This window comes from Ectothiorhodospira shaposhnikovii (genome assembly GCF_047222355.1).
Classification (GTDB): Bacteria; Pseudomonadota; Gammaproteobacteria; order Ectothiorhodospirales; family Ectothiorhodospiraceae; genus Ectothiorhodospira.
On the sequence record NZ_CP178333.1, the window covers coordinates 111070 to 134899 of the forward strand.

The 23830-nt window shown below is 65.6% G+C and carries 19 protein-coding genes; 8 read left to right on the top strand and 11 right to left on the bottom strand.

What is annotated here, in order from left to right; genetic code table 11:
* Positions 1-44 precede the first annotated feature (44 nt).
* From ACLF6L_RS00475 to ACLF6L_RS00485, 3 genes are read right to left on the bottom strand one after another with little or no spacing between them, the layout of a single operon-like run.
* Positions 45-785, bottom strand: a complete 741-nt coding sequence (locus ACLF6L_RS00475) for a cysteine hydrolase family protein (RefSeq protein WP_412852111.1) — start codon at positions 783-785, stop codon at positions 45-47.
* A complete protein-coding gene (locus ACLF6L_RS00480; RefSeq protein WP_238617199.1) occupies positions 782-2038 on the bottom strand; it encodes a Zn-dependent hydrolase in 1257 nt (418 codons plus the stop codon). Before ACLF6L_RS00480 ends, ACLF6L_RS00475 begins: the two co-directional genes overlap by 4 nt.
* Positions 2039-2067: 29 nt before the next feature.
* Positions 2068-2574, bottom strand: coding sequence for a MarR family winged helix-turn-helix transcriptional regulator (locus ACLF6L_RS00485; RefSeq protein ID WP_008932958.1), 507 nt, complete (start codon positions 2572-2574; stop codon positions 2068-2070).
* 82 nt (positions 2575-2656) lie between these two features.
* Between ACLF6L_RS00485 and ACLF6L_RS00490 the strand changes: the two genes are divergently transcribed.
* Entirely contained in the window at positions 2657-5041 is a 2385-nt protein-coding gene (locus tag ACLF6L_RS00490) for a sucrose synthase (RefSeq protein ID WP_412852112.1), read from the top strand.
* A gap of 9 nt (positions 5042-5050) precedes the next feature.
* Here the strand turns inward: ACLF6L_RS00490 and ACLF6L_RS00495 are convergent, their stop codons facing one another.
* The 5 genes from ACLF6L_RS00495 to ACLF6L_RS00515 form a co-directional block, all read right to left on the bottom strand.
* A complete protein-coding gene (locus ACLF6L_RS00495; protein ID WP_238617201.1) occupies positions 5051-5452 on the bottom strand; it encodes a barstar family protein in 402 nt (133 codons plus the stop codon).
* Positions 5452-5874 (bottom strand): ribonuclease domain-containing protein, encoded by a 423-nt coding sequence (locus ACLF6L_RS00500; RefSeq protein WP_008932955.1) that lies wholly within the window; start codon positions 5872-5874, stop codon positions 5452-5454. Before ACLF6L_RS00500 ends, ACLF6L_RS00495 begins: the two co-directional genes overlap by 1 nt.
* A 145-nt stretch (positions 5875-6019) precedes the next feature.
* A complete protein-coding gene (locus ACLF6L_RS00505) occupies positions 6020-6319 on the bottom strand; it encodes a hypothetical protein (RefSeq protein WP_008932311.1) in 300 nt (99 codons plus the stop codon).
* An 89-nt stretch (positions 6320-6408) separates the two neighbouring features.
* Positions 6409-9840, bottom strand: a complete 3432-nt coding sequence (locus tag ACLF6L_RS00510; protein ID WP_412852113.1) for a hypothetical protein — start codon at positions 9838-9840, stop codon at positions 6409-6411.
* Positions 9841-10010: 170 nt separating this feature from the next.
* Complete coding sequence (locus ACLF6L_RS00515) at positions 10011-10763, bottom strand: MBL fold metallo-hydrolase (RefSeq protein ID WP_238617204.1); 753 nt, start codon at positions 10761-10763, stop codon at positions 10011-10013.
* A 207-nt stretch (positions 10764-10970) separates the two neighbouring features.
* Here ACLF6L_RS00515 and ACLF6L_RS00520 point away from each other — a divergent pair, with 207 nt between their 5' ends.
* Genes ACLF6L_RS00520 through ACLF6L_RS00535 form a run of 4 tightly spaced genes read left to right on the top strand, consistent with a single transcriptional unit; the run spans position 10971 to position 17606 of the window.
* Entirely contained in the window at positions 10971-11921 is a 951-nt protein-coding gene (locus ACLF6L_RS00520; RefSeq protein ID WP_412852114.1) for a hypothetical protein, read from the top strand.
* A gap of 14 nt (positions 11922-11935) precedes the next feature.
* Positions 11936-13246: a hypothetical protein gene (locus ACLF6L_RS00525; RefSeq protein WP_412852115.1), complete on the top strand. Its 1311-nt coding sequence runs from the start codon at positions 11936-11938 to the stop codon at positions 13244-13246.
* Positions 13247-13254: 8 nt separating this feature from the next.
* On the top strand, positions 13255-16701 hold the full coding sequence (locus tag ACLF6L_RS00530) for a hypothetical protein (protein ID WP_412852116.1): 3447 nt from the start codon (positions 13255-13257) through the stop codon (positions 16699-16701).
* Positions 16647-17606 (top strand): hypothetical protein, encoded by a 960-nt coding sequence (locus ACLF6L_RS00535; RefSeq protein WP_412852117.1) that lies wholly within the window; start codon positions 16647-16649, stop codon positions 17604-17606. The genes ACLF6L_RS00530 and ACLF6L_RS00535 overlap by 55 nt, the downstream gene beginning before the upstream one ends.
* Before the next feature lie 53 nt (positions 17607-17659).
* Here ACLF6L_RS00535 and ACLF6L_RS00540 read toward each other — a convergent pair whose 3' ends face one another.
* The 3 genes from ACLF6L_RS00540 to ACLF6L_RS00550 all read right to left on the bottom strand — a co-directional run bounded on the left by ACLF6L_RS00540 (position 17660) and on the right by ACLF6L_RS00550 (position 20474).
* Positions 17660-18976 (bottom strand): MFS transporter, encoded by a 1317-nt coding sequence (locus ACLF6L_RS00540; RefSeq protein WP_238617208.1) that lies wholly within the window; start codon positions 18974-18976, stop codon positions 17660-17662.
* Between the two features lie 234 nt (positions 18977-19210).
* Positions 19211-19861, bottom strand: a complete 651-nt coding sequence (locus ACLF6L_RS00545) for a DUF938 domain-containing protein (protein ID WP_412852118.1) — start codon at positions 19859-19861, stop codon at positions 19211-19213.
* Between the two features lie 10 nt (positions 19862-19871).
* Entirely contained in the window at positions 19872-20474 is a 603-nt protein-coding gene (locus ACLF6L_RS00550) for a TlpA family protein disulfide reductase (RefSeq protein WP_412852119.1), read from the bottom strand.
* A gap of 151 nt (positions 20475-20625) precedes the next feature.
* Between ACLF6L_RS00550 and coaBC the strand changes: the two genes are divergently transcribed.
* Genes coaBC through ACLF6L_RS00565 form a run of 3 tightly spaced genes read left to right on the top strand, consistent with a single transcriptional unit; the run spans position 20626 to position 23760 of the window.
* Positions 20626-21891, top strand: a complete 1266-nt coding sequence (gene coaBC, locus ACLF6L_RS00555) for a bifunctional phosphopantothenoylcysteine decarboxylase/phosphopantothenate--cysteine ligase CoaBC (protein WP_412852120.1) — start codon at positions 20626-20628, stop codon at positions 21889-21891.
* Positions 21863-22318, top strand: a complete 456-nt coding sequence (gene dut, locus ACLF6L_RS00560; RefSeq protein ID WP_008932326.1) for a dUTP diphosphatase — start codon at positions 21863-21865, stop codon at positions 22316-22318. Before coaBC ends, dut begins: the two co-directional genes overlap by 29 nt.
* Before the next feature lie 56 nt (positions 22319-22374).
* Positions 22375-23760 (top strand): phosphomannomutase/phosphoglucomutase, encoded by a 1386-nt coding sequence (locus ACLF6L_RS00565; protein WP_238617212.1) that lies wholly within the window; start codon positions 22375-22377, stop codon positions 23758-23760.
* Positions 23761-23830 lie beyond the last annotated feature (70 nt).

Here is a 23830-nt window from a genome sequence, read left to right on the forward strand (position 1 = left end):
GAAAGCCCCTCTCCCACGGGGTGAGGGGGGAGGGAATATCCATCTCAGGCGGCCCCTTCCACCTTGGAAATCTCCGTCAGGGCCTGTTGCGTGCTCATCACCCGGGCATAGCGGTCCTTCATGGTGAGGATCGTGGCTCGCTCCAGTTCCGGGGTCACGGTGGCCACGGCGTCCTCGATGAGGGTGACGTAGAAGCCCAGGTCGCAGGCATCGCGGATGGCGGTGGAGACGCACTCGTTGCTGTAGACCCCGACGATGAACAGTGCCGTCACTTCCAGATTGCGCAGCACGTACTCCAGGTTGGTGGAGGTGAAAACCCCGCTGGCGGTCTTGTTGATGATGATCTCGTCCCCCTGGGGTGCCACCACCTCCAGAAACTCCGCTTCCTTGGAGCCGGGCGCCGCGTGCAGACCCAGGCGCTTGTGTCCCGGCCCGCGGTCACGTCCGTCCCGGGTCAGGGACTGGATGCGGGTATGGATCACCTCCAGGCCCAGGGATCGGAAACCATCCTGCAGCCGGCGCACATTGGGCAGTACCAGCCGGTCCAGGCGGTCGAAGTAGTAATCCTGGGCTTCCGGCGGCAGGCCGGAGCGCTCGGCGTCGGCAAACACCCCCCAGCCCCGGGCCGCGTCCAGGTACTGCAGGTCAACGCACAGCAGTGCCGCGTGATGGGAGACCAGGGCCCGGTTCAGGGCCCGGTTGGTGATCAGGGTTTCCCGGTACTGCTCCCGCAGTGGGTCGATGTTGTCGTAGGCCGGATCACGGCCGGAGGTCTTGTCTTTCATCGCAGTGTCTCCGTGTCCCGGGCCGCCAGCGACAGCACCGCCTGCAGCATGAGGTTGGCGCCCCGTTCAATATCTTCCCAGTTGGTCCACTCGGCGGGGGAATGGCTGCGTCCTTCCAGGCTGGGCACGAACACCATGCCGGTGCGGGCGATGCAGGACATGATCTGGGCATCGTGAGCGGCACCGCTGGGCATGCGCAGATGGGCAAAGCCGAGGGCGTCCGCCTTGTCCGACAGCAACTGCACCAGACCCGGATCGCAGCGCTGGGGCGGCAGCTCCGAGAGCACCTCGAATTCAAACATCAGACCCCGGCGACGGGCCATGGTGGACAGGGTGCGGCGGAAGGCGTCGGACAGCCCCTTGAGGGTGTCCGGGTCCGTGTCCCGCACATCCAGGGAAAAGGTGGTATGGCCGGGTACCGTGTTGGCGGCGCCGGGACGCAATTCCACCCGGCCGATGGTGGCCCGGCTGTGGGGGCTGCCGTGCTCCTCCAGAATGCGGTCGATCTCGCCGGCAAACTCGGCCAGGCCCTGGAAGGTGTCGTTGCGCATGTCCATGGGGGTGGTGCCCGCGTGGTTGGTCTGGCCCTTGAGCTGGACCTCCCACTTGAACAGGCCGGTGATGGCCTCCACCACGCCGACGCTGATATCGCCCCGATCCAGCACCGGTCCCTGCTCGATGTGCATTTCCAGATAGGCGTGAATGGATTCCTTGGAACGGCGGGCGAACAGGGCGGCATTGGCATCCAGGCCCCAGGCCGCCATGGCCTCGGTGAGGCTGATGCCGTCCAGATCCCGGGCGTTGTGGACCTGGGCCGGACTGAGCTGCCCCGCCATGGCCTGGGAGCCGAACAGACCGCCGAATCGCCCCTCCTCGTCGGTGAAGTTCACCACTTCCAGGGGGTGACGCAGGGTGATGCCGGATTCCTTGACCGTGCGCAACACCTCCAGCCCCACCAGCACCCCGAGGGCGCCGTCCAGGGGGCCGCCCCCGGGCACCGTGTCCAGATGGGAGCCCATCATCACGCTGGGGCGGCTGCCGTCCCAGTCTAGGCGACCGTGCAGATTGGCGGCGCCGTCCTCATAAAAATCCAGATCGGCGGCCAGGATACGTTCCTTGAACCAGCGTCGCCCGGCCAGATCCCCCTCGCTGAAGGCCATGCGATGGATGCCCCGGTCGGCATCCCGGCCGATGGCGGAAAGATCCTGGATATCCTGCTGCAGACGCTGGAAATCAATGCGGGCGTGGGTCATGGGCGCTCCCGGAAAGGGGGTCGGGGGAATCAGTCGTCGGCGATGGGCCGCAGGGCGGCCTGCTCGTCGCGGGCCTCCATGGTGTCCAGCAGCAGGCCCAGGCCGGTTTCCAGTCGGGCCAGTTCCATCGGCGGCATGGCGCGCAGGGCCCGGTTCAGGGCGCCCTGGGCCGGGGCAGGCGCATTGTCCAGCAGCGCCTGACCGGCGGCGGTCAGATAAAGACTGACCACCCGCTGATCCCTGTCCGCCCGGCGCCGCTCCATCAACCCCCTGGATTCCAGCTTGTCCAGCATGTTGGACGCGGTGGAGGCATGGATGGACAGGCGCTGGGACAGGTCACTCACGTTCAGGCCCGGTTCCAGGTGCATTTCCCACAGGGCCCAGAGCTGGGCGGCACTCACTCCGCAGTCGGTGCTGATCCGCCGGGAATGGGCCTGCAGGGAACGAAACAGCACTCGTAAGTGCTGAATCACCAGCTGCACCCGGTCATCGTTGCCGGCCGGAGAAATGGCGGTGGGGGAGTCGGTTTGCACCATGGATAGGGGCGATCTTTTTGCACAAAGTGTTTTTGTACAATAACATCAGTCCGGTGAATGACACAAATCAAAGGGGGCACACATGCTGGAATCCCTGTGCAACGACATCACCACTCACCGGGAATTTTCCTATCTGCTGCTGCGGCGGTTTCAGGGCATGGGACGCGCCTTCGTGCTGCGTTCCGACCTGCAGGATGAATACCAGGCACTGGCCGCGGAGCATCCCGAGCCGCCGCCGGAACACAGTCCACTGGTGCAACTGGTGGAGGATGTCCAGGAGGCCGTCATCGCCGCGCCCTGGGTGTGTCTGTCCGTGCGCCCGCGGGTGGGTCGCTGGTGGTACCTGCGCATTCATGCCGACGAACTGGCCGTGGAGCCGCTGACCGTGGGCGAGTTCCTCGCCTTCAAGGAGCATCTGGTCAGTCCCCGTCGGCTCCATGACAAGCCCCTGGAGTTCGATATCGGCGCCTTCCAGCGCAACTTCCCCAGCATGCGCGAATCCCGCTCCATCGGCCGCGGTCTGGAATTCCTCAATCGCAAGCTCTCCAGCCAGCTCTTCGACCGGGATGGGGTGGGGCTGCACAAGCTGTTCCTGTTCCTGCGCGAGCACCGCAGCAACGGCCGGCAACTGATGATCAACGACCGCCTGAGGGACGTGGACACCCTGCGCTCCGCCATTCGCGCCGCCGAAAAACGGCTGCGGACGCATAGCCACGACACCCCCTGGGCGGACGTGGCCCACGCCCTGCAGGATCTGGGCCTGGAGCCCGGCTGGGGCAAGGACGTGGGGCGGGTGTTGGAGAGCCTTCGGCTGCTGTCGGATCTGCTGGAAGCGCCTTCGCCGGAGACCCTGGAGCGGTTCCTGGCCCGCATCCCCATGATCTTCAGTATGCTGATCCTGTCGCCCCACGGTTTCTTCGGCCAGGCCAACGTGCTGGGATTGCCGGACACCGGGGGGCAGGTGGTTTACATCCTCGACCAGGTGCGTGCCCTGGAGCGGGAGATGCACCGCCGCCTGGAGGAACAGGGGCTGGACATCCAGCCCCGCATCCTGGTGATGACCCGGCTGATTCCGGAGGCCCGGGGCACCACTTGCGATCAGCCGGAGGAGGCCATCTCCGGCACCCAGAATGCCAAAATCCTGCGGGTGCCCTTTCGCAACCGGGACGGCGAGGTGGTGTCCCAGTGGATCTCCCGCTTCGAGATCTGGCCCTATCTGGAGCGCTATGCCGATGATGTGGAGACCCGGGTCAAGGCGGAACTGGGGGGGCGTCCCGACCTGATCGTGGGCAACTACTCCGACGGCAACCTGGTGGCCACCCTGCTGTCCGCGCGCATGCAGGTCACCCAGTGCAACATCGCCCACGCCCTGGAAAAGACCAAGTACCTCTACTCGGACCTGTACTGGAAGGACAACGAGGACCAGTATCACTTCTCCTGCCAGTTCACCGCCGACCTGATCGCCATGAACGCGGCGGACTTCATCATCACCAGCACTTATCAGGAGATCGCTGGTACCGACCACGCCATCGGCCAGTACGAGAGTTACGACGCCTTCACCCTGCCGGACCTGTACCGGGTGGTGAAGGGGGTGGATGTCTTCGACCCTCGGTTCAATATCGTCTCGCCGGGGGCGGACGCGGAGGTCTACTTCTCCTATCAGGACACCGAGCGACGCATCCGGGGCCTGCATGAGGAGCTGGAGGAGATGCTCTTCGGCGGTCCTCATCCGGAAGGGCGCGGGGTGTTGGCGGACCCGGACAAGCCGGTGATTTTCACCATGGCCCGACTGGATCGCATCAAGAACATCACCGGGCTGGTGTCCTGGTACGCCAACAGCCCCGAGCTGCGGGAGCAGGCCAACCTGGTGGTGATCGCCGGCTATGTGGATGGTTCACGCTCGTCGGACCGGGAAGAGCAGGAACAGATCGGCCACATGCATCACCTGTTCGACGAACACGGCCTGGATGGGCAGGTGCGCTGGCTGGGGGTGCGTCTGGACAAGGTGCTGTCCGGTGAGTTGTACCGCTTCATCGCCGACCGCAAGGGGGTGTTCGTGCAACCGGCCCTGTTCGAGGCCTTCGGCCTGACGGTGATCGAGGCCATGGTGTCCGGTCTGCCCACCTTCGCCACCCTCTATGGCGGTCCCCTGGAGATCATCGAGCACGGCCGTTCCGGCTACCACATCGATCCCAACCACGGCGACGAGGCGGCCCGGACCCTGATGGCGTTCTTCCAGCGCTGCGCCGAAGACCCCAACCACTGGGCGCGGATCTCCGAGGCCGGCATGCGCCGGGTGGAGGCCCGCTATACCTGGCAACGCTACGCCGAGCGCATGATGACCCTGTCGCGGATCTACGGCTTCTGGAAATACGTCACCAACCTGGAGCGGGCGGAGACCCGGCGCTACCTGGAGATGTTCCACGCCCTCCAGTACCGGCCCCTGGCGGCCCGGCTGGAGGGGTGAGCTTGCCGGTCAGTTCAGCAGCAATGCCTGCCTGACCCAGCCGTGGGGCAGGTCGGTGGCTTCCGTCAGAATGTCCAGGAAGGTGTCGCAGGTGTCGGGGCTTCTCTGCCGGAGAAGGGAGAAGTGCCCGAATACCAGGACCACCGACTTTGCCTCATGGATCTCGTCATCGCCGAGGGTATCGGCCAGGGCATCCCAGTTGAAACCGAACCAGGCGGGCAGGCCGCAGCTCTGATAGAGGGCGTGCAGCAGGGTGTCCTTGTCGAACACCGGCGCCCGGTCCACCCGCACCACCCGGAGGCCGCGGGCCTGAAGGGTCTCCATCAGGGCCTCCAGCTCTCCCTCCAGGGGGGCTTCGATGATGGGTTTTGTGCCGTGCAGGACGGCCTCCACGATGGCTTCGGGCAGCATCAGCGTATCCTCGTAAACGTCCGGTAATGGTCCGCCGTATAGTAGACCTCCCCTTCCTGGCCGATCACCAGGCGCTGGGGTCCCGCATGCCGGATACCGGGGGTTCTCACCACATATTCCCGGTAATAGCCCCTTTCCCTGGCCGGCAGCCTGCCTTCCCGGTTCTGGAACACGCTGCCGTCATTGCGATGGGGGTCGCGCTCGCCGCGCTCGATGCGGGCCAGCTCCGGCGCCAGATCCACATCCCCCTGAAACGCCAGGCGGCCATCCAGGTCATGGACCCGGACATCCTTCACGATCAGGGAAGTGTCCGCCCCGGCCCGGCTGCCCGGGTCGGAGTCCGACGCCGAGAAGCATCCGGTGAGTCCCGTCATCAGGACGATGAGCAGGGTGAAAAGGAGTGTCAGTGATCGTTTCATCATTTTATGCGGTACACCTTGGTTTCAATGGATCGGTTTCGGACGCCCTGAACACGTCATTCCCGTACCAGCGGGAATCCATTCACAGCCTGGATCCCGGACTCCCGCTTTCGCGGGAGTGACGGCGGGGGGCCTTGGCGTCACGGTATCAGAACCGGCTCCACTCGATCTTGAGGATCTGTCCGCCGCTGACGGTGATGGTGTAGTTGAGGTCATTGTGGCGATAGAACCAGGTCTCCGAGACCCGCCATTCCAGGCAGCCGCGCCGATCCCGCCGCACACAGGTTTCCTGGCTGCTGCGGTAGCGGGGCTCGCCCATGTGTTCCAGCAGCAGCCAGGCGGGGCTGCCTTCGCGGATGAGCACGCCGTCGAAACGCAGGCTGGAGGCCTGGGATGTGGCCGCTACCAGGAGTAGTGGCAGGAGGAGCCATGTCCAGTGTTTGATCATGTGTGCACAGGCCTCGCCGGGAGGATTCTGCCGACATGATAGCAGCGGTCCCGCCGCAGCCTCACCGCCCACGGCGACCGCCGCCGAGGTCATTGCACCACGATGGGGTGTCGCTGCCGGACCTCATAGCCTCCCGCGGGCCAGTCATGGTAGATCCTCAGTTCATACTGACCCGGCGGCAATGGATTGAAGACGGCTGTTCCGGCGGTTTGGCCCTGGGTATAAAACCACTGTCCATAACGGTTATCCGGCAGGCTGCTTTCAACCAGGGTGAGCCAGTCCTGCGGATGACCGGGCAGCGTGTCGTAGTCAAGGGTGATCGGTTCACCCGCGGTGAAATACCGCGCTTCACCATCGGTTTCCGTGCGGGGAGGAAGGTGTTCGAGCTGGTGGTTCAGCTCCAGGATCGGCGGGTATTCCGGATAGGCCCGGCGCAGCCGCTGGACGATGGCCCGGGCTTCATCCTCCCGCCGGCTTGTCAGCAGACGTGAGGCTTCGGCCAGGTCGCGGTCAACGGTGTCCCGCAGATAGCTGAGTCGTTGCAGGTGGCGACCGGCCTCGGTGTGGGCCGGATCAATGGCCAGTGCGTCCTGGACGGACCTCAGGGCGGAATCCAGTCGTCCCGCGCGGGCGTGGTCCCGCATGCTGTCCAGGTGGGCCTGGATCTGCCGGGCTCGTTCGCCGTCATCATCCGGCGGGGTATTTGACAGGACGCTGAGGGTGCGCCGGGTACTGCCCAGCATTCTTCCTTCCGCATCGTGCACGGAGAGCTCGATGGCATAGGTGCCAGCGGCATGGGCCGAAAACCGCGTATCCCGGCCGCCGGGGCTGAACAGTCGGGCGCCCGAGGGGCTGACCTGCCAGCGGTAGCGGACCTGATCCGCTGTCCCGGGCACTATGTGGGCGCTAAGGTAAACCTCCTCATGGGTGACAACGGCACCCTCGGGGACCGGGGTCAGGCCACCTCTGGCCGCGTCCCAGACCTGGGCCGGTGGGCCGGGCCGGCGTGGATCGGAGATGGACACCCGATAACCACTGCCGGTGTAACTGCCGCGAACCGTTGCCAGGGTGTCGCCGTGGTGTGGGACCTGGACATGGACTTCCAGCGCCACGGGCTTTTCATCCTGAATCACGAAGGCGATCTCGGCGGCGTGGCTGCCGTATTCCCGGCGATGGTCGGCACGGGGTTCCATCCAGCGATGATCCACCAGTGCGTCCGCGACGGCGGGGCGGCTGATGACCCGTGCATGCACGGTGTCGCCGATCCTGGCCTGGCCGTCCGGTCGCGAAAACTGCAGGGCAAACTCGGGTGCGGCCACATCCACCGCCACGGGGTGGGACTCGGCGTGCAGGCGCCAGGTATTGCCTTCGCGAGCGAGTACCTGCACCCAGACCAGGACGCGCCCCATGCGATTGTAGGTCACGGTGGTGCGGGGGCTTTCCGTGGTGGGCTGGTCGAAGTGAAGGTCGGGGCTGCCGTGCCACACGTAACGATAGGATGCCGGCTGGCGGCCGGTAGGCCGGGATGACCGTGTTCCTGCATCGATTCCCTCGATCCGAATATCGGCGCAGTAGCGGAACGGGTTGCCCGATTCGTCGGCAACCGCAAAGGGTGATTCTGGTCCGGGTTCGACGCATTCCACCGGTGCGGGTGGCGGGCTGTCGGGTATGTTCACGCTCAGGGTGGCCTGGCTGCCGTAAAGCACCCGTCCCTGCAGGCCCTGCAGGGAGGCGGTCAGGATCGCGGTACGCTGGGCCGAGGTGCCTGCACCCGCACTTGCGCCGCCCCGGTCGGAGGCGGACGGCGACCCGGGTGAGGGCGCGGTCGGTGCCGCCACGGTATCGTCCGGGGTTGTGGCGGCGGCCGGTTGCGGGCTTGCGGGCCGGGGGGCCGGTTGAGTTGCCGACGGCGGCGAGTCTTCGGGAGGGCGGTCGGGTTCCAGGCGGATCGGCAGAGCGGTCAGTGTGCCGTAGGCCTCCACGTGGTCGCGTTCGAAGGGCTTGTGATCCTTGGCGGTTGCGTGAAGGGTAAAAGGCGTGCGCCGGGTCACGACGGCAGAGAAGCGACAGCCTGATCGCGTGCATTCCAGGGGCTGGGTCTGGCCATCGATGCGCACCACCACATCGGCAAGCGGTACATCATGCGCGGTTGAAGTGACCTGTCCCGGTATGACGATCTGGTGCTGATGGGCTTCCACCCATTGGCTGATCAGGGACCGGAAGGGCTGACTGAAGAAGTTCAGGGCCGCAAATTCGTCCCGCCGGCCGCTGCGCAGCAGATAGCTGGTGCCGTCCTGGGCGGTCAACCGTTGGCCGTCGGTCTTGCCGGTCCTTTCCAGGACCTTCTGGAATTCATCGCTGCCGGGTCCGTCAACGATCTCGAAATACCGGCTGAAGGTCTGGTGCTGCTGGGTGATGGGCCGGGTCATCGCCATGGCGATGCTCACCAGGCGTTCGGGTGTGACCATGTTGCGGTGTCGCTCTTCGGTGCTGCCTTGCAGGGCCCGGTAATAGGCATAAAGGATGGCGAAGCTGCCACCATCCACCAGGGCGTGCATGCGCTCGTCCAGATAGATAAAGTGGCTGTTGTCTTCCACCCCCTGCCAGACCCGGATCGGACTCAGCCCCGGGTACTGATCGTCCTCGGCCAGAAAGGCGGCGCAATTGCAGTTGCTGCCGCAGCTTGCCTCGAAGGCACGCTGTACGGCCTTGTCCCTGCCCATCTGACCGCACAGCGCACCCTGGCGGGCCTGGGCGATCTGTGCATCGAGCCGATCCAGGGCGCCGATGAAGGCATCGGTGGCCTCCACGTAAAAATCGATCATGGCGTTGAGCGCCGGAACCTTATCGGTGAATTTTTTCGAGTAGGTCAGTACGTCCCGGATCCGGCGCAGGCTTTCGGTGGGGACTTCCGGGTTGGAACTGGTGGGGTCGAACAGCTTGACGAATTCCACCATGCCGCCGGCCGTCTTCAGGTGGGCTTCGCCCCGGTCCAGATGGGCCTTGGCCGTGCGCAGATGCCTGACCGCGGCACTGTCCCGGTAGGTGCGTTCCAGTTCGCTCAGCTGGTACATATGACCAAAGGCCTCGGCGCGGTTGCTGCGAAACCAGGAGAGCAGGTCCACTTGGTCGGAAATCCTGAATCCGAGGGTGTCCTGGAACTGACTCAGGGCCTTGAAGCCTTCTTCCCCAAGTCCCAGTGCCAGCAGCTTGTCGATGGCATCCTGGTTGAGATCCTGCAGTAGGTCTTCCACGCCCTGGATGTTTTTGTCCTGGGCTTCGCGCGTGGTGGCTCGCCGCCAACCGTCGATGGCCTGCTGGAACCGCTCCATCTGGGTGGCCACGTAATCCACTCGGGATTTGACCTCATCAAAAGTCGCCTTGACGTCCTGGTAGGACTGCTCGTAGATCCGTTTTTCGATGTCGTTGGAGGCTGTTGCCATGGTTGGCAGGAGCAGGAGCACCAGCAGTGCCAGGGTCCCGACGAGGTTTCGGGCAAGGATCAGGGGCAGGACGGGCATCGGATCATGTCTCCCGGACGGCACATGCCGTGGCAGCAAGGATGGGCTGGGAAGTCAGCGGCCAGTGTAGGCAAATCCCGGCCTGCCGGCTGTCGTCCGCGTGTCATCCGTCGCGGCCTCGCCTGCTTGAGCACTTCCTATCATCCGGTGGCCCTGTCCCTCTCTCCCTGCTATCCCTGCCGGCTTGCCTCGCACAGGGCGCGCATCTGTTCCGGCACATTGTCCGGGCAGGCGCCGCACTGTTCGTTGCCGGGCAGCGCGAAATCGATCTTGCGGGGGTAGGGCAGGTCCATTTCGTGCATGATCTTCACGAACTCCGCCTCCGTGCGGCCCTTGCCCAGCCGCGGGTTGCGCAGCTTTTCCTGGGCGATGGTGGTGATGCGCCGGTCTTCGTAGTCGTGGGCGGGATAGACCAGGGTCTCGTCGGGCAGGCTGAAGAACTTGTCGTGGATGCTGCGATACAGCACATGAGCATCACCGGACTGGAAATCGGTGCGTCCGCAGCTCTCGATCAGCAGGGCATCTCCCGAGAACAGGAGCTTGAGGCCGTGATGATCCAGCAGATAGGCGTGATGGGTGTCGGTATGTCCGGGGGTGAACAGGGGGTTGAGGGTGATGCCGCCCACCTGGAAGGGTTCCCCTTCCCGCAGTCCCAGATCCCGGCAGGGCAGCGCGTCCAGGGCCGGGCCCGCGATCCGGCAGCCGGTGAGTTGCTTGAGTCGCCGCGCCCCGGTGATGTGATCGGCGTGGATGTGGGTTTCCACCGCGTAATCCAGGGTCAGCCCCATGGACTGCAGGACCTCCAGGTCCCGGTCCACCGTTTCCAGCACCGGGTCGATGAGGGCCGTGACACCGGTGTCGGGACAGGCCAGCAGGTAGGTGAAAGTGGAAGAATCCGGTTCGAATAGCTGCCGAAAATGCATTGGGTTTTCCTCTTCCAGTCGTGAGCCCGTTGCGTCGGTTTCAGTATAGTCGCTCAGGTGCTCTCCCCTGGCGGGATAAGGGGGCCGTCATTCCGCGCGGACCAAAAGACGACAGATAGTCGACTTTCGCACGTTGCCCGGGCGGGGCAGTATGGCCTCGAACCTTATCATGACGATTTTCCGACCCTGGGAGCGTCCCGTTTGCACATGGTCTTTCCAACCGCTTCGGTGCTCTTCCGGTATCCGGTCGCCATCCCGCGCCTGGCGATGCTGTCCATGCTTCTCTTCTGTGCCGGTACCGTTCAGGCGCAGCCGGTACTGAGCATCCTGCCGGAGTCCACGGGCTGCATGGCAGTGCTGACCAGCCAGGCCGGCGGCTTGTATCGGGGTTGCGGACCGCACTGGCGGTTCCGGCGCGTCGCCGGTGCGCCCGAGGCACTGCCGGTTGCCCTGACCGAGAGCCACCGTTCGCTGATCCTCGGCACACGCACCGGCCTCTACCAGCGTCCATCCGACCAGACCGGGTGGCAACAACTCAGCGATCAGCCCACCGGCGCGCTGGCCTGTCACGGCGCCCACTGCGTGGTCCGATTCTTCGGCCAGGGGCCTCGGCGGTTATCGGATGGCCGGCTCTCCCCGCCGCAGGTCCGGGGCCTTCCGGATCAGCCCCTGCAACAGTTCGTCATCGCCGGAGACGGTGCCCTGTATGGCGCCGGCATGGGCGCGGGTGTCCTGTGGCTCAAGCCCGGCAGTGATACCTGGCAGCCCGTCGGGTCCGGTCTGGGCAATGGCAACGTGCTGACCCTGGCGCGGGCGGATGATGGCACCCTCCACGCCGGAACCTATGGTGGCGGCCTTTACCGACTGCGCCCCGGTGAGACTCGCTGGCGTGACGACGCCATCCGACATCCGCTGTATGTGGAAGCCGTGGCCCTGATCGACGGCACGGAACTGGCGCTGACCGAAGACAACCGTCTGGTACGCCTGCGGCGTCGGGAGGATGGCACCTGGGTGGAACGCAATGCCTACCAACCGCCGGGGCCGCCGCCTTACGCACTGACCGCCACGGGGGACAGAGTCTATCTGGGCACCGTGGACGGCCTTCATGAACTGGACCCGGTGCATGGCACCTGGCGGGACATCACCCCTACATACTGAGGCCGGCCATCGACATGTTGCCCGTGTTTCGCAGTCTGACCGTTGCCGTGCTTCTGGCTATGGGCGTCACGCTCTGGTGGTATCCCGCCGCCACCCTGGTGATGGTGGAACCGGTTGCCTGGGGACAATTGCACGAGCAGCAATATGCTCCCCGGCAGCGGGCGTCGCCATTTCTGTCTTCCGCCGTGATTGAGCAGTCCCGGCAGTCGCGTCCCTTCATGCCGATGGCGGAGTTCATCCAGAACCAGGTCGGCGGGGCGATGCTGGAGGTCGAGGCCGGTGAGTGGAGTCGGGACCTGCCGGGTTCCGATGGCGACCGGGCCTGGCTGGCACCGGACCGGGTGCCCGTCACCGATCCTCCGCGCGGCTGGGTGCATCTGGCCCTGCGGGACGGGGAGGCGCTGGATTTCTACCGCCTGCAATGGGTGGATCCGCTGCAGCATCTGGGTGACATACCCCCGGCGCAGGCCCATCCTTTCCGGGGTTTTCCGCTGCTCTGGGCGTGCATGGGCATCGTCCTGGTGGTGATGCTCGCGCTGCCGGTTCGTGAATCGCCTGCCCAGGCCAGCAATTTGGCCAGGGGCATGCGGGCGGGACTGGGCCTGCTGTTTTTTTTCCTGCCGCCGACCCTGGTAAGCCTGTGGCTATCGCAGCGTTCGGCGCCGGACGCGGTCTACGCCCTGATCGTGATCGGGGGCATGCTGGCATTGACCGGTCTTGTCACGGCCCTGATCTTCGGTCGGCAGTACGCCTGGCTCAGGCGACTCATGGCCGGTGAGGGTTTGCTGGCCCATTGGCAACTGGCACCCGAGCACTGGCGGGATTTCGTGCAGCGGGACATGCGGCGCAGCCGGGGGGAGAAGCTGGCCAGGTTGGTGATGGTGGCGGTGATGGCCGTGGTGGTGGGCCTGGGGTTTGTGCTGTTTGCGCCGGACCGGGGAGCGGGTCTGGTGGTGGCGGGGGTGCTGACGGGCATGGTGCTGCTGCTTGCACTGATCGTGTTGCTCATGCCCCTGTGGACCCGTCGACGCCTGTTACAGGCGTTACCGCAGGTCTGGCTGGGGCTGGAGGGTGTCTGCATCGGCCATCAGGCCCACCATTGGTCGGGGCTGGGATCACGGCTTGAGTCGGCGCGATTGCAGAGGGGCAAGCAGGGCCGTCCTGCCCGGATCGAGCTGACGTATTCCGGATTGCGCGGGGTGAGCAGTGGTCGAGGGGTGTATGTCTATCGTGACCAGCAGAACGTGGTGGTACCGGTCCCCCCCGGAAAGGAAGCGGAGGCGGAAGGGGTCATTGCCCGGCTGCGAGCCGGCAGGGGGAAATGAGGATGGGTATGAACACCCTGTTGCTGTCCAGGCGCCGCGGAATGTCACGGCTTGTTGTTGGCATGATGGGTGTCTGCACCCTGTCCCTGCTCCTGGACTGCACTGCGCCCGCAAGGGCCGATACACCGGCTCTGGCCCCGGAACTGCAGACGCTGGCGGCCCAGGGCAAGCTGACCGTGCGCGCCCTGCGGGCCTGGGGGCTGCTATCGGACGCCCATCAGGGTTTGGTGATGGCGCTGCATGGCCGTTCGCTGGACCTGCTCGCGGCGGATCAGGCGCAGATTGATCGCTGGGTTGAGGATGCCGATAGGGGGCGCCTGTCCTTGTCGGCGGATCAACTGGGTCATCTCCGGGATCTGCAGGCCCTGATGGGTCGTATCACGGCCCTGAGCATGGAAGCATCCGGCGCCGACTCCGCGCTGGCGGGTGCGCTGGATATCGAGCAGACCTGGACCCTGGAAGACTGGGAGTCTCTCGAAAAGGCCCCGGCCTTGATGTCAGGCGGGGCGTTCGGCGCCGTTCTGTTCGCCCAGGACCCCGCGGAGGCGGCAATGATGGCGCGTCTGGAACGTCCGGAGGGTTTTGATCCTCCGCTGCGTCTGGATGCCCGGGCCACCCGCGAGTTGCTGTTCCCACCGGAGAAGGACATACCCGATGCCGCTGCCTCGCCACCCCCCACCCCGCCCGCCTTGACTGCGGGGTTGATCCGCGCCGAATTGGCCCAGGGCGTCAATATCCTGGGGGATACCTACTGGGCAGGGCAGGTGATCTTTGCCATGCAGGGCATGCGCATGCTGTATGGCGTCCTGTCGGAAGCCGACGAGGCGGCCTTCAGCCGTCTCTGGGCGCCCTTGTTCGAGCATCCCAGTGAGGCCGTGCTGGCCTGGCTGCAGGCCCTCAACCCCTTGTTGATGGAGTTTCTGGCCGCCCAGCAGGAAATGGGGGCGCTGCTGGAGGGCCTGGACGAGGCGGATTTTGCCGTGGAACTGGCCATCGCCTACGGCGAGGACGAAGACATCGCCGCAGCCATGAATCGGGTGGGACTGCTCAATGCCCGTATCGGTGACATGAAGCGGCACATGGAACAGCTGGTGGCGGCCATTGATGTCCTGGGCGATCCACCCGACGTGCGTCTGGAACAGGCGCGCGCCCGGGCCAGAACCCGCCAGGCCGTCGAGTTGGTGAAATCACTGGCCCCGCCCGCCGGGATCCATCACGTCCCCCGTCCCGGCTGGTCGGCGGAGACGGCCTGTGAGTTTGCCGGCGGCTGCCCCCGTCACGAGGATTTCGGTGAATTGAGCAAGGTGTTCCACTACGCCTTTGAACATCGCTATTTGCGGCCGGATGGTTCCATTTCCCGGGATCAGATCACCGCGCCGCTGATGCTGGCCTTCGTGATCCACGATCCCGTGCCGGCGGAGGCCATTGTGCAGGGACGCTGGGCCGGATGGCAGTGGATCGATGAATGGATGATTCCCCATTTCATGAGTCCGGACGCCGGTGACTGGGTCCGGACCCACCGGATGCAGGGAAGGTATGACGATGCCATGACCGGGCTGACGCAGACCACGGTGGATGGCCGTCCCGCCCTGCGCTGGCCCTACCCGTGGCTGTACGGCATTGAGCTGGTGAACTATCTGATCCAGCCGGGGGGGGATGAAGATCCACGCATCCTCGTGATTCAGGTGCCGAACTGGGCCGTGATCGGCAATGCAGGGGGATTGCGGGATCATATCCAGCGCCATCAGGGGTTTGAACTGGAGGCGATGGTGGGGCATCTGCGCCTGGGTCCCGCCGGGGACCGGGAGGACGCCGAGCCGGGCTTTCCGGATATCGCTTTGGAATATACTGAATATCGGCGGCAGACCCTGGAATGGCTCGCGGAGCGGGTGGAGGCGCAGCGAGGACTGGTGGAAGGCGCGCGCGGCCATGATGCGAGGCGAATCACGCAGAGTCTCCTGCACGAGTTGCAAGACCTGATGGAGATCCTGCGGGATGGGCGATATCGCTGGACGCCCGCCCCCCTGTACGAGCGCTGGGCCGGGCATGGCTACGGTAGTCACGGTGAGTACGCTCTGCGAGATGCCCGTCTGGAGCAGGCCCCGGCATCCTGGCTGCCCACGGCAAGGGTCGTGCTGGAGCCCGGCGCGCCTCTGGATCTGCTGCCCCAGCCCATCGAGGAAGTGGGGGAGTTGGTGCCCTGTGTCGACTGCCGCGTGCTCATGCCGGAAGTGATACCGGGTTTTCCCCTGAACAACGAGAACGAATATCTCACGGTGCGTGAACTGGTGGCGGCGGGCCGCCTGCGCCTGTTACCAACGGATCACAGCCTGCCGGTGGGCAATCTCTTCGGCGTGGGTGATCTGGATGTGGCGCGCATCGACATTCCGGCGGCGTCGGAGGGATCATCGGCCCCGGCGGAGGATGATCCGCTGCAGGCCCGGGTGCGCTTCCACGAGAACAACATCGGCTGGCTGCAAGGCGACATCCAGCGCCTGGAACAGGCCATGCGCGGCAGCGGCAACGAGGATGAACGCCGGTTTCTGGCCCATCAACTCACCATCAAGCGGGCCGATCTGCAGGGAGAGCGGGATGCCATCACCACCCTGCGGACGGGCAATTTCGTCCGCACCCCCACCGCCTGGGACCAACTGGTCAAGGAGCAGATGCTGGCGCAGGGGCGGGAGATGGCAGCCCGGGTGGAGCGGTCACGGCGCAACCTGGACCGCATCGAACACATGATGGATACCCTGCCGCCGGAAGAGCGCCGCGACCTGAGGGACTGGGTGGACCGCCAGTTGCGGGATGCCGGGATGGATCTGGAACGGCAGGTGCAGGTGGGGCATGTGGTGGCCAGGAACCTGCAGGCGCGGGCGGAACAGCAGCGTGCCGCCGCCCAGGAGGATGAGGCCTGGGCTCAACTGGCGGTGGACATCCTGGAGAATTATCAGCAGGCGGCCACCTACGCCATGTATGCCACCCCCTTCGTCAGCGGCGGCGGCGTGCTGTCGGTGGCCTACGGCATCACCAGCGGCGGCATCGCCGGTTATGCGGAGCAGGGTGATATTCACGGCGCCATCCGGGGCGCGGCGCTCACCTCCCTGCGTTACTGGTCGCCCAAGGCGGACTATGCCCTGACCGCCTATGAAGGCTACCAGGCCGGTGGCGTCGAGGGCGCCGCCCGGCGCGTGGCCTCCACCTATGTGCAACGCAAGGTGGTCCAGACCGCCACCCAGGCCGCCCTGAATGTACAGGGGCAGATCCAGGCTTCCCATCGGCAGGCCCGCCGGGAGGCCTGGCGCGAGGCCCAGCGCAAGGTGAATTTCCGCGAGGAGCGGGCCGCGCCCTGGCGGAGCAGCACCAGGCCCAGTTCGCGCAAGTCCGTCGCCTTGAACGGAGCATGCGGCAGCAGGGTTATATCGAAGTGGATGGCGTGCGCTACAGCGGTGACCTGATGTGGAGAACCCGCACCTGGACCGACGCCAACCGGGCGCTAATGGACACCACCGCCGCCATCAAGCACTCCCCCCATGCCAAGCTCTGGATGAAGCGGGGCGCCGATCCGCTGGCCCAAAGGGACTACAACTTCACCGACCGGTTGCACACCCGCCAGGTGGTCAGGGATCTGCGTGCCGATCTGCAGGCCCAGGGGATTGCCCCCGATGCCCTGCAGTTTCGGCCCATCCGCAACGCGGGCAACCACTCGCCGGGCATGGACCTGGACCTGGCGATGCGTTTCACGGGCGATGCCGGCCATCTGCGGCGGGTCGATCCCGCCACCGGGCAGGCGCAGCAACTGAGCCTGGCCGAGGCCAACGCCTTCGTACAGGGACGCTTCAATCGGGTCTATGCCCGCAATGCCGGAGGGAGAACCGCGCAGGGTTCCTGGCAGATGGTCACCAGCAGTGCCCATGCCGAGGCCTACCAGGACACGGCATGGCTGCATGTGCGTGATATCGTGCGTTCCGGGGTGGACCCGAATTCGGTCATCAACCCACAGCATGCGGCCCAGGCAGGCGGCGTGACCGTGCACAAGGCACACGAGATGCGCCGTTTCACCGGCATGGGGACGGACAACCAGAACTTCGAGATCTACCGCGGCACCGCCAAGGATATCGACTCCAAGGTGATCCCGCTGCTGCAGTCACGGGCGCGGCAAGCGCCCGATGCGGGGCAACGGCGGGCCGCCCAGGAGTCGCTGGATTTTTACCGGGGTTTGTCTCGGGCGATGAACCGGGCGGTGATGGATCCCATCGCCGCCGACAAGGAGGTAAGACAGATGACCGGCATGGATACGCTGGGCGCGGTGGAATTGGTGGGTGGGGCCATACAGGCCCTGGGGCAGGGGCTTCGGCACTGACGGAAGGTGGCCCGTGCGGTATTTCCATGGACACCGGAACGTCGACCTCCGGATCAGGCACGTGGCGCGGCCACGGTCACGTTCCGGCAGCCGGTTTCCACCAGCCGCCAGGAGGCGATGGCGGCCAGGGCCGCAAAGCCGGTGAGCAGCCACAGTCCGCGTTGGTAATCGGCCGCCGTGTACACGGGGACACCGCCGCTCATGAGACCTTCCCAGCCCAGGTCCATGGCCCAGCCGAACAGGGGCTGGAACAGGGCGGCTCCCAGGAACAGGCCGGTATTGACCAGGGCGATGGCCATGCCCGAGAGGGCCGGGTCCGCCACTTCCTTGGCATGGGCGTAGGCCACCACGAAACAGCCGGCACTCAGGCCCATGAGGGTGAACAGGGTCAGTCCGGAGGCTCCCGGACCCCAGGGCAGGAACAGCAGCCCCAGGCAGACGCTCAGGTAGACCAGGGCACCGGCCTGCAGCACGGGACGGCGCCGCCCCAGACGATCGGAAAAGCTGCCCGCCAGCAGGCAGCCGACGGCAAAGGCCACCGTGGCCACGGTGGTGTAAACCGAGGCATCTCCCCGGCTCAGGCCGTGCACGTCCCGCAACAGGGGGATGGCCCAGAGTCCCAGCATGCCGAACAGGCTGCCGGTGATGCCGAAGTCATAGACAAACCCCGGCCACAGCCGGCGGTTGGCCAGCACGGCCCGCAGATCCTTGATCCAGTGCTGTTTTCTGGGGGCATGGGGCGGCAAGCCTTCCATCTCCCGCACCGAGGGAAAGCCCAGTTGTTCGGGACGGTCCCTGACCAGCCACCAGGAGAGCAGGGCGAGGACAATGGCGACGATCCCCAGGGCCACGAACAGGCTGCGCCATTCCACGTAGAGCAGCATCAGGGCCAGGGGGCCGGTGGCGGCAATGGCGCCCAGATTGCCCAGCAGCAGGGTGAGTCCGCTGATGCTGCCGTACTTGCGCTCGCTGAACCAGACGGTGTTGCTCTTCATGAGACCGACGAAGACCACCGAGACCCCCAGGCCCACCAGGAAACGGCCCACGCTGGCGGTGGCCAGGGTATCCGCCAGCCCGAAGACGATGGAACCGCTGCCGGCCACCAGGTTGCCCAGGGTGACGGCATAGCGGGATCCCAGGGTGTCCGCCAGCACCCCGGCGGGGATCTGCATGGCGGTATAGATGTAGAAATACATGGCCGACAGCGAGCCCAGGGCCGCCGCCGTCACGCCGAACGCGGCACTCAGTTCGCTGGAGACCATCGCCGGTGCAAAGCGGTGGAAGAACACCAGCATGTAGGCGGCGATGAGGACGCTGTAGATGGTCCAGCGGATCCGTTCGAAACGGGCCGGATCGTAATGGGGGGGCATGCTGACTGTTCCTGTGCACTTGGGCAAAGTAAGCGAGAGCTAAGGTATGCACGATTGCCACCGGATGTTCAACCACGCCGGGTAGTGTGCAGGGCGGCGACCCTATGGCACGTTGATCAGGCCGGCCCCCGCAATGAGTGTCTCCAGGAGGTCGACGATGCCGGTGAGCTGCTTATAGTCATTCCCGCGCAAGCGGGAATCCATGGCCGTGTTGAGGGAGCCGAGAGAGGGATTTTACGGTCCTGCTCCGTCAGGTACGCGCTTCAGGATGATGGAGACATTGTTCACCGGCATGTCGATCACGGATTGCAGGGAAAGCCCCTGTTCCCGTCCCGCAGTTTCGATGCTGGCGATGTCCCGCACCCCCCAGGCCGGGTTTTGGGCCCGCAGATACTGGTCAAACCGCTGGTTGCTGGGCGCGGTATGCCTCCCATCGCGGGAGTAGGGGCCATAGAGATAGAGCAGGCCGCCCGGCAACAAATACTTGCCGGCATTCCTGAGCAGGCCCGCCGTGGTGGCCCATGGGGAGATGTGCACCACGTTGATACACACCATGACTACAAAGCCATCGCCGGGTGGCCGATTGGATTGTCCCAGCTCCCAGTCAGTCTGACTCGCATCCAGCCGCACCGGTGCGTTCAGGTTGGGCAGGGAGACATACTGCCGCCAGGCCTCGATGCTTTTCAGGTGATGCGGGTCAATATCGGTGGGCCACCAGGTGATCCCGGGGAATTCGCGCGCAAAGTCAACCACATGCTGACCGGTCCCGCTACCGACTTCCAGGGCGTGGCCTTCCAGATCCTGGAAGGCATCCCGCAGTACCGCCAGAATGGGCGTGATGTTTTCGTGGTAGGAAGCTGAATCCAGGCGGGTGTCGGGGGGCATCGGGTCGCGCTCATCTTGGCGGTATGAACGGAAACCGCTCGCTGGTGGCGAAGTCATGGATGATGGTCTGCATCTCCGTGGCTTGCAGATAACCGATGTAACGGTACCAGGTCCGCCCATCGGGACCGATCAGCAGGTGTTGTGGCAGGGTGCGGATGCTGTGCCCTTCCGCCAGTACCCGTTCGGGGGGAAGGCCAAAGCGGCCGGCCCAACGGCGGGCCTCAGCGACCCCCGCCGGCTGAAACGGTTCATCGGCACTGGTGAGCACGGTGTAGACCTGCAGTGAAGGCCCGGCCGACCGGAGCAGTTCACGAATGGCGGCAGCCTGGGTCTGACTAGCCCCGCACCAGGCTGCCGCATAGGTCACCCAGATCCAGCCTTCCTCCACTTTGTCGCACACATCTACCCGGCGCCCCGTTCCATCCACACGCTCGTCGGCTACCAATTGAACAGCGGCACAGCCACCGGCACGATCCCAGTCGGTATAGAACTCACCGGTCTGATCCCTGGAAGAACCACAGGACAGCAGGGGCAAGGCCATCAGGCAGCCGAGCAGCCCGGCATGACGGCGTAGACGCTCAAAAAGTCGGGGCGGAACGGACGGATGGCGCATCTTCCCGGCTCACGGAAGTGACGAGGCATTTCCTATCCGTATAGCACGGAACAGGATGGGCTGTTCGGTGGATATGAGGCCGGGTGGTCTCGTGCGCCGGCAAAACGGCAAAATGCTTCTGGATTCTCCGGTTTTTCCGTAGACTCTTCCCATGTCACTGACAGGCAAACATATCCTTCTGGGCGTTTCCGGCGGCATTGCCGCCTACAAGGCCTGCGAGCTCACCCGGCGGCTGATGGATGCCGGTGCCGAGGTCCGGGTGGTGATGACCCCTCACGCCACCGAGTTCGTGGCTCCGCTCACCTTCCAGGCCCTGTCCGGCCATCCCGTGCGCACGGCCCTGTTCGACGCCGAGGCCGAGGCGGGCATGGATCACATCAGCCTGGCCCGCTGGGCCGATGCCGTGCTCATTGCCCCGGCCACCGCCAATGTGATGGCCCGACTGGCCCAGGGCATGGCCGACGACCTGTTGACCACCCTCTGCCTGGCCGCGGAGGCGCCCGTCTGCCTGGCCCCGGCCATGAACCGGGTCATGTGGGCCAACGCCGCGACTCAGGCCAACGTGCGCACCCTGACGGCGCGGGGCGTCCGTCTGTTCGGTCCCGGTGCCGGTTATCAGGCCTGTGGCGAGGTGGGGGAGGGGCGCATGCTGGAGCCGGGGCAGATCGTCACGGCGGTGGAAGGCCTGTTTGCCGGTGGTCCATTGGCGGGGGTACGGGTGATGGTGACCGCCGGTCCGACCCGGGAGCCTCTGGATCCGGTGCGTTATCTCACTAACCGAAGCTCCGGGCGCATGGGGTTTGCGGTGGCGGCGGCGGCGGCCGAGGCCGGGGCGCAGGTTTGTCTGGTGAGTGGCCCGGTACACCTGGATACTCCTCGCGGTGTGACCCGGGTGGATGTGGAAACGGCCTTGCAGATGTACGAGGCCGTCATGGCCAGGGCCGCCGGGACGGATCTGTTCATTGCCACGGCGGCGGTGGCGGATTACCGCATGGCCCAGCCGGCGGAGCGCAAGATCAAGAAGCAGGCGGACGAGCTGCCACTGACCCTGGTGAAGAACCCGGACATCCTGGCGGCGGTGGCGGCCCTGCCGGATGGGCCGTTCACGGTGGGATTCGCGGCGGAAACCGATGATCTGGAAACCTATGCCCAGGGCAAGCTCGAAGCCAAGGGGCTGGACATGATTGCCGCCAATGATGTTTCCGGCGGGCGAGGGTTCGATGTGTCGGACAATGCCCTGACGGTGTTCTGGCGGGGCGGTTCCCTGTCCCTGCCGCGGCAGTCCAAGTCGCAACTGGCCCGTGAGCTGGTGGCGCTGATTGCCCGGCATCATGGGGGCTGTCTCCCCTCCCATTCCTGTTCCCATCCGACGATCGATCATCAACATCATGCATGCCATCCAGATCAAGATTCTTGACCCCCGTGTCGGCACGGACTTCCCCTTGCCGGAGCCGGCCACACCGGGTTCCGCCGGCATGGATCTGCGGGCCTGCCTGGACGCACCTCTGACCCTGCAGCCCGGGGAGACCCATCTCATCCCCACCGGCATCGCCATGCATCTGGCGGACCCCGGCCTGGCGGCCATGATCCTGCCCCGATCCGGGCTGGGCCATAAACACGGCATCGTCCTGGGGAATCTCGTCGGCCTCATCGATTCCGACTACCAGGGGCCGCTCATGGTCTCCTGCTGGAATCGGGGGGCGGAGCCGTTCGTCGTCCAGCCCGGCGAGCGCATTGCCCAGTTGGTGGTGGTGCCGGTGGTGCAGGCCCGTTTCCAGGTGGTGGATGATTTCGAGGCGACCCACCGGGGCACCGGCGGGTTCGGGTCCTCGGGCAGGGGTTAGCCCGGAGCACACATGGGCAGATACCGGGAGCACCGTCACATGCAGGGGAGCAGATCATGAGCATGAGTGTGGACCCCGGCATCTTCCGGGCCTACGACATCCGCGGCGTGGTGGGCGAACGCCTCAATCCGGATACCGCCCGGGCCATCGGCCGGGCCTACGGTGCCGAGGCCCGCGAGCTGGAGGTGACCCGGGTAGTGGTCGGGCGTGACGGCCGCCTGTCGAGCCCCGAGCTGGAGTCCGCCCTCATCGAGGGGCTGCTGGCGTCGGGATTGCGGGTGATCCGGCTGGGCTGCCTGCCCACGCCGGTGACCTATTACGCCGCGCTCAGGGAAGCCGACGGCAACGGCATCATGGTCACCGGCAGTCACAATCCCCCGGCCTACAACGGCTTCAAGCTCATGCTGGCGGGGCGCACCCTGCATCAGGAGACGGTGCAGCGTCTGCGGCGCCGGATTGACGAGGGGCGCCTGCCCGTTGCGCCCGGGGGTACCCTGGAGACTGCGGAAGTCTGCAGTCGTTACCTGAACGAACTCTGTGCCGACATTCACCTGGATCGCCCCCTGCGGGTGGCGGTGGATTGCGGCAACGGCGCCGCCGCGGTGGTGGCACCGGAGATTTTCCGGCGTCTGGGCTGCGAGGTGGTCCCTCTCTACTGCGAGGTGGATGGACATTTTCCCCACCATCATCCCGATCCGTCGCGTCCCGAGAACCTGGAAGATCTGCGGCGCGCCGTGGAGTCCGGCGGTCTGGACCTGGGGCTGGCCTTCGACGGCGACGGGGATCGCCTCGGCGTCGTCGACGGCCGGGGGCGTATCCAGTGGCCGGACCGCCTGATGATGTGTTTTGCCGCCGATGTGCTGGCCCATCATCCCGGCAGCACGGTGGTATTCGATGTGAAATGTTCTCATCACCTGGCCGAGCGGGTGCGGGCGCTGGGGGGCGTGCCGGACATGTGGCGTACCGGCCACTCCCTGCTCAAGGCGCGCATGGAAGAGACCGGGGCCCTGTTGGCGGGAGAGATGAGTGGTCATGTCTTTTTCCGGGATCGCTGGCTCGGGGTGGATGATGCGATCTACGCCGGGGCGAGGTTGTTGGAGTCTCTTGCCCGGGACTCCCGGTCGCCGGCGCGGATATTCGACGAGTTGCCCCAGGGTTGTCATACCCCGGAGCTGCTGGTGACGCCGGGCGGGGAAGAGGGGCACGGCGCCTTCATGGCGCGCTTCCTGTCCGAGCCGGATCCCGAAGGTGGCCGGGTGAATCGCATCGACGGCCTGAGGGTGGATTTCGATGATGGCTGGGGGCTGGTGCGGGCTTCCAACACCACGCCTTGTCTGACCCTGCGCTTCGAGGGGAGCTGCCCCGAGGCCCTGGCACGGATCCAGACGCTGTTCCGTGAGCGTCTGCTGGCGGTGGATCCGGAGCTGGAACTGCCGTTCTAGCGCTCTCTCGTCGCCGTCATTCCCGCGCAGGCGGGAATCCAGTAGCATATTGAAAACCCTGGACTCCCGC

What these genes read in the sequence shown, in the direction of transcription:
- ACLF6L_RS00565 (WP_238617212.1), top strand. Translation starts at nt 22,375, where the DNA reads ATGAGCATGAGTGTGGACCCCGGCATCTTCCGGGCCTACGACATCCGC.
- ACLF6L_RS00480 (WP_238617199.1), bottom strand. Translation starts at nt 2,038, where the DNA reads ATGACCCACGCCCGCATTGATTTCCAGCGTCTGCAGCAGGATATCCAG.
- ACLF6L_RS00550 (WP_412852119.1), bottom strand. Translation starts at nt 20,474, where the DNA reads ATGCGCCATCCGTCCGTTCCGCCCCGACTTTTTGAGCGTCTACGCCGT.
- ACLF6L_RS00520 (WP_412852114.1), top strand. Translation starts at nt 10,971, where the DNA reads ATGGTCTTTCCAACCGCTTCGGTGCTCTTCCGGTATCCGGTCGCCATC.
- dut (WP_008932326.1), top strand. Translation starts at nt 21,863, where the DNA reads ATGCATGCCATCCAGATCAAGATTCTTGACCCCCGTGTCGGCACGGAC.
- ACLF6L_RS00545 (WP_412852118.1), bottom strand. Translation starts at nt 19,861, where the DNA reads ATGCCCCCCGACACCCGCCTGGATTCAGCTTCCTACCACGAAAACATC.
- ACLF6L_RS00495 (WP_238617201.1), bottom strand. Translation starts at nt 5,452, where the DNA reads ATGCTGCCCGAAGCCATCGTGGAGGCCGTCCTGCACGGCACAAAACCC.
- ACLF6L_RS00500 (WP_008932955.1), bottom strand. Translation starts at nt 5,874, where the DNA reads ATGATGAAACGATCACTGACACTCCTTTTCACCCTGCTCATCGTCCTG.
- coaBC (WP_412852120.1), top strand. Translation starts at nt 20,626, where the DNA reads ATGTCACTGACAGGCAAACATATCCTTCTGGGCGTTTCCGGCGGCATT.
- ACLF6L_RS00505 (WP_008932311.1), bottom strand. Translation starts at nt 6,319, where the DNA reads ATGATCAAACACTGGACATGGCTCCTCCTGCCACTACTCCTGGTAGCG.
- ACLF6L_RS00485 (WP_008932958.1), bottom strand. Translation starts at nt 2,574, where the DNA reads ATGGTGCAAACCGACTCCCCCACCGCCATTTCTCCGGCCGGCAACGAT.
- ACLF6L_RS00490 (WP_412852112.1), top strand. Translation starts at nt 2,657, where the DNA reads ATGCTGGAATCCCTGTGCAACGACATCACCACTCACCGGGAATTTTCC.
- ACLF6L_RS00515 (WP_238617204.1), bottom strand. Translation starts at nt 10,763, where the DNA reads ATGCATTTTCGGCAGCTATTCGAACCGGATTCTTCCACTTTCACCTAC.
- ACLF6L_RS00525 (WP_412852115.1), top strand. Translation starts at nt 11,936, where the DNA reads ATGTTGCCCGTGTTTCGCAGTCTGACCGTTGCCGTGCTTCTGGCTATG.
- ACLF6L_RS00535 (WP_412852117.1), top strand. Translation starts at nt 16,647, where the DNA reads ATGCGGCAGCAGGGTTATATCGAAGTGGATGGCGTGCGCTACAGCGGT.
- ACLF6L_RS00475 (WP_412852111.1), bottom strand. Translation starts at nt 785, where the DNA reads ATGAAAGACAAGACCTCCGGCCGTGATCCGGCCTACGACAACATCGAC.
- ACLF6L_RS00510 (WP_412852113.1), bottom strand. Translation starts at nt 9,840, where the DNA reads ATGCCCGTCCTGCCCCTGATCCTTGCCCGAAACCTCGTCGGGACCCTG.
- ACLF6L_RS00540 (WP_238617208.1), bottom strand. Translation starts at nt 18,976, where the DNA reads ATGCCCCCCCATTACGATCCGGCCCGTTTCGAACGGATCCGCTGGACC.
- ACLF6L_RS00530 (WP_412852116.1), top strand. Translation starts at nt 13,255, where the DNA reads ATGAACACCCTGTTGCTGTCCAGGCGCCGCGGAATGTCACGGCTTGTT.